8 protein-coding genes are annotated in these 8976 nt (G+C 61.8%); 4 read left to right on the top strand and 4 right to left on the bottom strand.

Annotated elements, in window-relative coordinates; genetic code table 11:
* Positions 1 to 25 precede the first annotated feature (25 nt).
* From rpoH to ftsY, 4 genes are all read right to left on the bottom strand, one after another.
* The gene (gene rpoH / locus SNL23_RS04720) at positions 26 to 880 is read right to left on the bottom strand and encodes an RNA polymerase sigma factor RpoH (RefSeq protein WP_003176698.1); all 855 of its coding nucleotides are present in this window, start codon (positions 878 to 880) and stop codon (positions 26 to 28) included.
* 129 nt (positions 881 to 1009) lie between these two features.
* Positions 1010 to 2032, bottom strand: a complete 1023-nt coding sequence (gene ftsX / locus SNL23_RS04715) for a permease-like cell division protein FtsX (RefSeq protein WP_076013000.1) — start codon at positions 2030 to 2032, stop codon at positions 1010 to 1012.
* Positions 2029 to 2700 (bottom strand): cell division ATP-binding protein FtsE, encoded by a 672-nt coding sequence (gene ftsE, locus SNL23_RS04710; protein WP_017476533.1) that lies wholly within the window; start codon positions 2698 to 2700, stop codon positions 2029 to 2031. Before ftsE ends, ftsX begins: the two co-directional genes overlap by 4 nt.
* Positions 2697 to 4109 carry a signal recognition particle-docking protein FtsY gene (gene ftsY / locus SNL23_RS04705; RefSeq protein WP_318301746.1) on the bottom strand — a complete coding sequence of 471 codons (1413 nt, stop codon included), beginning with the start codon at positions 4107 to 4109 and terminating at the stop codon, positions 2697 to 2699. Before ftsY ends, ftsE begins: the two co-directional genes overlap by 4 nt.
* A 232-nt stretch (positions 4110 to 4341) precedes the next feature.
* Between ftsY and SNL23_RS04700 the strand changes: the two genes are divergently transcribed.
* The 4 genes from SNL23_RS04700 to SNL23_RS04685 form a co-directional block, all read left to right on the top strand.
* Positions 4342 to 5697, top strand: a complete 1356-nt coding sequence (locus SNL23_RS04700) for a M16 family metallopeptidase (protein ID WP_003213786.1) — start codon at positions 4342 to 4344, stop codon at positions 5695 to 5697.
* Positions 5690 to 7180, top strand: a complete 1491-nt coding sequence (locus SNL23_RS04695) for a M16 family metallopeptidase (protein WP_318301745.1) — start codon at positions 5690 to 5692, stop codon at positions 7178 to 7180. Before SNL23_RS04700 ends, SNL23_RS04695 begins: the two co-directional genes overlap by 8 nt.
* Positions 7180 to 7791 (top strand): 16S rRNA (guanine(966)-N(2))-methyltransferase RsmD, encoded by a 612-nt coding sequence (gene rsmD / locus SNL23_RS04690; protein ID WP_076013004.1) that lies wholly within the window; start codon positions 7180 to 7182, stop codon positions 7789 to 7791. Before SNL23_RS04695 ends, rsmD begins: the two co-directional genes overlap by 1 nt.
* A 191-nt stretch (positions 7792 to 7982) precedes the next feature.
* Positions 7983 to 8976, top strand: a 994-nt coding sequence (locus SNL23_RS04685; protein ID WP_318301744.1) for a hydrolase, incomplete at its 3' end; no start/stop codon positions are given.

Here is an 8976-nt window from a genome sequence, read left to right as displayed (position 1 = left end):
GATCGCGCTGTCCTGGCTGCCTGTGTCAGGCGGCGATCGACAGTTTCAGCTTGTTCATCGCACTCTTCTCGAGCTGACGAATCCGCTCAGCCGACACGTTGTACTTCTGCGCCAGGTCGTGCAGCGTGGCTTTTTCTTCTGCCAGCCAGCGCTGGTAGAGGATGTCACGGCTGCGGTCGTCCAGCACTTCCAGTGCTTCATGCAGGTTGTGATTGGAATTGTCGCTCCAGTCAGCGTCTTCCAGTTGACGCGCCGGGTCGTACCGGTGGTCTTCCAGGTAGTTGGCCGGCGATTGGAAGGCGCTGTCGTCGTCCGCTTCGGCGGCCGGGTCGAAGGCCATGTCATGGCCGGTCAGGCGACTTTCCATCTCGCGCACTTCACGTGGCTCAACGCCGAGGCTTTCGGCCACGCGATGCACTTCTTCGTTGTTCAGCCACGCCAGGCGTTTCTTCTGGCTGCGCAGGTTGAAGAACAGTTTGCGCTGGGCCTTGGTGGTCGCGACTTTCACGATGCGCCAGTTGCGCAGGATGAATTCGTGAATTTCCGCCTTGATCCAGTGCACAGCAAACGACACCAGGCGCACACCCATTTCCGGGTTGAAGCGCTTTACAGCTTTCATCAGGCCAACGTTGCCTTCCTGAATCAGGTCAGCCTGGGCCAAGCCGTAGCCGGAATAACTACGGGCGATATGTACGACAAAACGCAGGTGGGCGAGCACCATCTGCCGAGCCGCCCCCAAATCCTGCTCATAGTAGAGACTCTCGGCCAGTTCACGCTCCTGCTCGGGCGTCAGCAATGGAATGCTGTTGACCGTGTGCACATAGGCCTCCAGGTTCGCACCCGGGACCAGAGCATAAGCAGGTTGCAAAGAAGTGGTCATACGAAAAAACCTCCGACTCACATAACTCGTGCAGTTCAGCACTGCGAAAATTGACCGGGAACCGTAGGACAAGTTCCCTAAACCACTGATACGGTCAATACAAACGAAACCACATTACCCTGACATTAACTACTTCGGTGCCAGCTCACGTAAATGCCGTGCGACCGCAATCCACGCACCGATATACCCCAAGAGCACTGCCCCAAGCAACAATGACAGACCGTCGGCTGCCGGCACGCCGGCCAAGGCAAAATCACTGCCGTACAGGCCGGCAAGCCCCACCACCGCGTCGTTCAGCCAATCAAGGCCAAAAGCCAGTACACCCCAGGACAAAATCCCGGCACCAAAGCCATAAAGCGCGCCCATGTACAGAAATGGACGACGCACATAGCTGTCCGTGCCGCCGACGAGTTTAATCACTTCTATCTCGGTGCGGCGGTTTTCAATATGAAGACGAATGGTATTGCCTATCACCAAAAGTAATGCAGAAACCAGCAACACCGTCAGGCCGAACACAAACCGGTCGCCCAGCTTGAGAATTGCCGCCAACCGCTCTACCCAGACTAGATCAAGTTGGGCCTGCTGAACCTTCGGCATCTCTGCGAGTTTTTGTCGCAGGGCTTCCAGGGTGGTCTTGTCCACTTCGTTCGGCGTTACCAGCACCACGCCTGGCAGCGGGTTCTGCGGCAACTCCTTGAGCGCCTCACCCAGGCCGGACTGTTGCTGGAACTCTTCCAGGGCTTGGTCACGGCTGATGTATTCAGCCTCGGCCACACCTGGAAGCTCTTTGATCTCGTCGCGCAGGGACTCGCCGTCTTTGGCGCTGGCGTCCAGGTTCAGGTACAGGGAAATCTGCGCCGCCCGCTGCCACGAGCCGCCAAGGCGCTCGACATTATTGAGCAGCAGCGACAACCCCATCGGCAGGCTCAAGGCCACGGCCATCACCAGGCAGGTAAAGAAGCTGCCGATCGGCTGTTTGCCCAGGCGCCGCAGGCTGTCTACCAGGCTGGCACGGTGACTTTCGATCCAGGCATGCACCAGGGTGCCGAAGTCCGGGCCATCGTCTTCGTCGCGTTTTTTCTTCTGAGGCTGCGGGTCGGCCGCTTTTGGCGCGACGCGCTCGGAAACCTTAGGGCTGCGTGTAGCACTCATACCCCAGCCTCCCCGTCGCCAATCAGGCGGCCGCGCTGCAGGGTCAACATGCGGTGACGCATGCGGGCGATCAACGCCAGGTCGTGACTGGCGATCAGCACGCTGGTGCCCAGGCGGTTGATGTCTTCGAACACGCCCATGATTTCTGCAGCCAGGCGCGGGTCGAGGTTACCGGTGGGTTCGTCCGCCAGCAGCAAGGCCGGGCGATGGACGATGGCGCGGGCGATGCCGACACGCTGTTGCTGGCCGGTGGACAGGTCGCCCGGATACAGGTCGGTCTTGTCGGAGAGCGCGACGCGCTCCAGTGCCGAATCCACGCGCTTGATGATTTCGGCCTTGGACAGCCCGAGAATCTGCAACGGCAAAGCAATGTTGTTGAACACCGTGCGGTCGAACAGCAACTGGTGATTCTGGAACACCACGCCGATCTGCCGGCGCAGGAATGGAATCTGTGCGTTGCTGATGGTAGCCAGGTCCTGGCCCGCCAGCAGCAGTTTGCCGGTGGTTGGACGCTCCATGGCCAGCAGCAAGCGCAGCAAGGTACTTTTACCGGCACCGGAATGGCCGGTCACAAACAAGAATTCGCCGCGACGCACCCGGAAACTCAGCTCATGCAAGCCGACATGCCCGTTGGCGTAGCGTTTACCGACCTGTTCGAAACGAATCATGAACGCTCCCGCTCGGCAAACAGTGCCTGTACAAAGGGTTCGGCTTCAAAAGTGCGCAGGTCGTCGATGCCTTCACCGACGCCGATATAACGAATCGGCAACCCGAACTGCTTGGCCAGGGCGAAGATCACGCCGCCTTTGGCCGTACCGTCGAGCTTAGTCAATGCCAGGCCGGTCAGTTGGACCGTCTGGTGGAATTGTTTGGCCTGGCTGATAGCGTTCTGACCAGTACCGGCGTCCAGCACCAGCAACACCTCGTGGGGCGCGTCGGCGTCGAGCTTGCCGATCACGCGGCGAACTTTCTTCAACTCTTCCATCAGGTTGTCTTTGGTGTGCAGGCGACCGGCGGTATCGGCGATCAGCACATCAATGTTGCGGGCCTTGGCAGCCTGCACCGCATCGAAGATCACCGAAGCCGAATCGGCGCCGGTGTGCTGGGCGATGACCGGGATCTTGTTGCGCTCGCCCCAGACCTGCAGTTGCTCCACGGCAGCAGCACGGAAGGTGTCACCGGCGGCCAGCATGACTTTCTTGCCTTCCAGTTGCAGCTTCTTGGCCAGCTTGCCGATGGTGGTGGTCTTGCCGGCGCCGTTGACGCCGACCACCAGGATCACAAACGGCTTGTTCTGCGTATTGATCACCAGCGGTGCTTCCACCGGCTTGAGCATGGCCGCCAGCTCGGCCTGCAGCGACTTGTAAAGTGCATCGGCGTCGGTCAACTGCTTGCGCGCGACCTTCTGGGTCAGGCTCTGGATGATCACGGCGGTGGCTTCAACGCCCACGTCGGCAGTCAGCAGGCGGGTTTCGATGTCTTCCAGCAGCTCGTCATCGATGGTCTTTTTGCCGAGGAACAGGCTGGCCATGCCTTCGCCGATACTGGCGCTGGTCTTGCTCAGGCCTTGCTTGAGGCGGGCAAAGAAGCCGGTCTTGCTGGTTTCGGTGGGAGCGGCAGGTGCTTCGACTTCGATGACAGCAGGAGCGGCAACCACCACAGGAGCCGGTACTGGCTCGACCACCACCGGCGCCGCTGGCGCCTCGACGATGACCTGCGGCGGCTCGACAACCACAGGAATCGGCGGTGCAACATGCTCGGCCTGCACGTCCTCGACCAGCGCCACCGGCTCTTCAGCCACCGGCAACTCCGGCCATGGCGTGTGCTCGGGTTCAGGCTCGGGCTCAGGCTCTACCTCGGCTACCGGCTGCAACACCGGCTCAGCCATCGGCAACACCACCGGGGCCGGGGTTTCGGCAACCGGTTCGGCTTCTACTGGGGATTCAGGGATCGGTTCTGCTTGAACCTGCGGCTGTTCGACGACGGTTTCCTGCGGCTTTTTGCGCAGCCATCCGAACAGGCCTTTTTTCTCGCCAGCCGCAGCTGGGGTCTTCTTGTCGTCGTTGGAACCAAACATGGAGACGGCTATCTCAAGGTAGCGACGCGCCAAGGGGCGCGTCGGTAAATAAAATTCGATGCGTAACAGACTGTTTTTTAGCCAGCTCGTTCATGCGCAACATTTTGTAAGGCCTAAATAGGGCCTCAACAAGACAGCCGTAGTGGCCGTCCCTAGGTCGGATCAGTATCCTAGCACCTCCTCGCCCGCCGACGCTAAGACCAAGCGGGCAGCTCAACAGGTTTAAAAACGAATGAATGCTCTAGCCCGCCGCGCCGCAGGCCTGCTGCTCAGCACAGTTTGTCTGCCCCTTTCAGCTTTGGCTGCCGACCCACAACCCACCCACGAATTCACCCTGGACAACGGCCTCAAGGTCGTCGTGCGCGAAGACCATCGCGCGCCGGTGGTGGTTTCCCAGGTCTGGTACAAGGTTGGCTCGAGCTATGAAACCCCGGGCCAGACCGGTTTGTCCCACGCCCTGGAACACATGATGTTCAAGGGCAGCGCCAAGGTTGGCCCCGGCGAAGCCTCGCTGATCCTGCGTGACCTGGGCGCCGAAGAAAACGCCTTCACCAGTGACGACTACACCGCTTACTACCAAGTGCTGGCCCGTGACCGCCTGGGCGTTGCCTTCGAGCTGGAAGCCGACCGCATGGCCAGCCTGCGCCTGCCGGCCGACGAGTTCAGCCGCGAAATCGAGGTGATCAAGGAAGAGCGCCGAATGCGCACCGACGACAACCCGATGTCCAAGGCCTACGAGCGCTTCAAGGCCATGGCCTACCCCGCCAGCGGCTACCACACGCCGACCATCGGCTGGATGGCCGACCTGGACCGCATGAAGGTTGAAGAGCTGCGCCACTGGTACCAATCCTGGTACGTGCCGAACAACGCCACCCTGGTGGTGGTGGGCGACGTGACCCCGGATGAAGTCAAAACCCTGGCCCAACGCTACTTCGGCCCGATCCCCAAGCGCGACGTGCCACCGGCGAAAATCCCGCTGGAACTGGCCGAGCCCGGCGAACGCCTGCTGACAATGCACGTACAGACCAAACTGCCGAGCGTGATCCTTGGTTTCAACGTGCCCAGCCTCGCCACCGCTGAAGACAAGCGTTCGGTCAACGCCCTGCGCCTGATCTCGGCCCTGCTGGACGGCGGCTACAGCGCACGCATCTCGACGCAACTGGAGCGCGGCGAAGAGTTGGTGTCTGGCGGTTCGTCGAGTTACGACGCCTACACCCGCGGCGACAGCCTGTTCACCCTGACCGCCACCCCAAACCTGCAAAAGAAAAAGACCGTGGCCCAGGCTGAAGCCGGCCTGTGGCGCCTGCTGGATGAGCTGAAGGCCAAGCCACCGAGCGCAGAGGAACTGGAGCGCATCCGCGCCCAGGTCATCGCCGGTGTGGTTTACCAGCGCGATTCGATCACCAGCCAGGCCACCGCCATCGGCTCCCTGGAGACGGTGGGCCTGTCCTGGAAGCTCATGGACACTGAGCTTGCCGAACTGCAAAGCGTAACCGCCGAAGACATCCAGAAAGCTGCACGCACCTATTTCACCCGCGAACGTCTCAGCGTCGCCCATGTTTTGCCTGAGGAGACCGCTCATGAGTGAACGTAAAAACAACCGTCTGGTGCTGCCCGGTTTGATCGTGGTCACTTTGGCGGCCGCGTGCGCGGTGTATTTCCTGCGCCCGAGCGAATCCGTCGCCAGCCAGGCGCTGGAGCAGGCCAAGTCCGCCAACAAGCTGCAATCCCTGGCCGAGCTGGACGACAAGGCGCCGACCAACCGCAAGCTCGACGTGCAAACCTGGACCACCGCCGAAGGCGCCAAGGTGCTGTTCGTCGAAGCCCATGAACTGCCGATGTTCGACATGCGCATCCTGTTCGCCGCCGGCAGCAGCCAGGACGGCGACACACCGGGCCTGGCGCTGTTGACCAACGCGATGCTCAACGAAGGCGTGCCGGGCAAGGACGTCAGCCAGATTGCCGCCGGTTTCGACGGCTTGGGTGCCGATTTCAGCAATGGCGCCTACCGCGACATGGCGCTGGTTTCCCTACGCAGCCTGAGCGCCAGCGACAAGCGTGATGCGGCCCTGTCGCTGTTTGACGACGTGATCGGCAAGCCGACTTTCCCCGCCGACTCCCTGGCGCGGATCAAGAACCAACTGCTGGCCGGCTTTGAATACCAGAAGCAGAACCCCGGCAAACTGGCGAGCATCGAGCTGTTCAAGCAGCTCTATGGCGACCACCCTTACGCCCATACGAGCGAAGGCAACGCCGAAAGCGTGCCGAAGGTCACCCTCGCGCAGTTGAAGGACTTCCACGCCAAGGCCTATGCCGCCGGCAACGCAGTGATTTCTGTAGTCGGCGATCTGACCCGCGCCGAAGCCGAAGCCATGACCGCCAAGGTCTCCGCTTCACTGCCCAAAGGCCCGGCGCTGGCGAAGATCGCCCAACCGGTCGAGCCGAAGGCGGGCACCACGCATATCGAGTTCCCGTCCAAGCAGACAACCCTGCTGCTGGCGCAACTGGGCATCGACCGTGCCGACCCGGATTACGCCGCGCTGTCCCTGGGCAACCAGATCCTCGGCGGCGGTGGCTTCGGCACCCGCTTGATGAGCGAAGTCCGCGAGAAACGTGGCCTGACCTACGGCGTATACTCCGGCTTCTCACCGATGCAGGTGCGCGGCCCGTTCATGATCAACCTGCAAACCCGCGCCGAAATGAGCGCCGGCACGCTGCGATTGGTGCAGGACGTACTCGCCGACTACCTCAAGACCGGCCCGACACAGAAAGAACTCGACGACGCCAAGCGCGAACTGGCCGGCAGCTTCCCGCTGTCCACCGCGAGCAACGCCGATATCGTCGGGCAGCTGGGCGCCATGGGTTTCTACAACTTGCCGCTGAGCTACCTGGAAGATTTCATGAAACAATCCCAGGCGCTGACCGTTGACCAGGTCAAAGCTGCTTTGAACAAACATTTGAGTGCCGACAAGCTGGTCATCGTGACCGCCGGCCCAACGATTGCGCAAAAGCCACTACCGCCCCCCACAGATAAACCCGCCGAGCAGCCGCTCGGGGTTCCGGAGCATTAATGGCCCGTCCATCCCGTCCCAAAAAACCTGTCCACAACGTTCACAACGGTGTGGGCCAACTGCGCATCATCGGCGGAGAGTGGGGCAGCCGTAAGCTGAGCTTCCCTGACGTCGTGGGCCTGCGCCCGACGCCCGACCGCGTGCGTGAAACCCTGTTCAACTGGCTCGCGCCGTATATCGCCGGGGCCAAGGTGCTGGACCCGTTCGCGGGCAGCGGCGCGTTGTTCCTTGAAAGCCTGTCCCGTGGCGCTGCCTTGGGCCAGGCGCTGGATGCCAGCAACGTGGCGGTTGCCAGCCTCAAGGAACACCTGGGCACCCTGCGTTGCACCACGGGGCAAGTGCAGACGGCTGATGCGCTGCGCTACCTGGAAACCCAGGAAGCGCGTGAGTTTGACGTGGTGTTCCTCGATCCGCCGTTCAACCAGAACCTGCTGCCGACCGTTTGCGCGTTGCTGGAAGAGCGTCAGTGGTTGGCACCGGATGCCTGGATCTACACTGAAAGCGAAACCGCACCGTCCACACTCGGCCTGCCAGGCACCTGGCGCCTGCACCGCGAGCAGAAATCCGGGCGGGTGTATTACGCGTTGTGGCAGCGCACGACACAACACTAACCCTGTGGCGAGGGAGCTTGCTCCCGCTGGGCTGCGCAGCAGCCCCAAAGCAGGCGACCGTGTTTCCTGAGAAATTGAGTGATCAGTTTTTGGGGCCGCTTCGCAGCCCAGCGGGAGCAAGCTCCCTCGCCACAGCAAGCTCCCTCGCCACAGGTTGCTTATCCGCTCTGCCACCTGCCGCGAGAATCATCGTGTCAAAAACGTCCGACCGCTTCACCCCCGCCTTCGGCCTCGGCAACCCGCACCTGCAAACGTTGTGGGGACCGCTGTGGCGCAAAACCACTCATATCGAACGCCAGCGCGAACGGCTGTGGCTGGCAGACGGCGACTTTCTCGACCTCGACTGGCACGGGCCCCATGACGCAACCACCCCGTTGGTGCTGGTACTGCATGGGCTGACCGGCTCGTCCAACTCGCCTTACGTAGCCGGCCTGCAAAAAGCCCTGGCGGCTCAAGGCTGGGCCAGCGTGGCGCTCAACTGGCGTGGCTGTTCCGGCGAACCCAACCTGCTCGCCCGCAGCTACCATTCCGGCGCCAGTGAAGACCTGGCCGAAACCATCGCTCACTTGCGGGCCATGCGCCCGTTGGCGCCGCTGTATGCGGTGGGTTATTCGCTGGGCGGGAATGTGCTGCTCAAGCATCTGGGGGAAACCGGCGAAGCCTCCGGGCTGCAAGGCGCGGCAGCCGTGTCGGTGCCGTTTCGCCTGGATCAGTGCGCAGATCGCATCGGGCTGGGGTTTTCACGGGTTTATCAGAAGCATTTCATGCGTGAAATGGTGGCCTATATCCGTGTCAAACAAAGCCGATTTCTAAAGGATGGCCACGAGGCAGGCCTGAAAACCCTGGCCGACCTGGGCTCACTGGAGAAGATGCGCACGTTCTGGGACTTTGACGGCCGCGTCACCGCGCCGCTGCACGGGTTTCTCAGCGCCGAGGACTATTACCGCCGGGCCTCAAGCCGCTATTACCTCGGGTCGATTCGCACGCCGACCCTGATCATACAGGCCGCCGACGATCCCTTCGTGTTCGCCCACAGCCTGCCCGAGGCCAGCGAGTTGTCGGACTGCACCGAGTTCGAGTTGCTGGCCAAGGGCGGGCATGTGGGGTTTGTCGATGGCTCGCTGAAACAGCCAACTTACTACCTGGAACGACGCATCCCGGAGTGGCTGCTGACACACCGCGGAT

The organism is Pseudomonas sp. SED1, assembly GCF_034044025.1.
Lineage (GTDB): Bacteria > Pseudomonadota > Gammaproteobacteria > Pseudomonadales > Pseudomonadaceae > Aquipseudomonas.
Note: the sequence above shows the minus strand (reverse complement) of the source record. Positions and strands in the feature narration are given on the sequence as shown.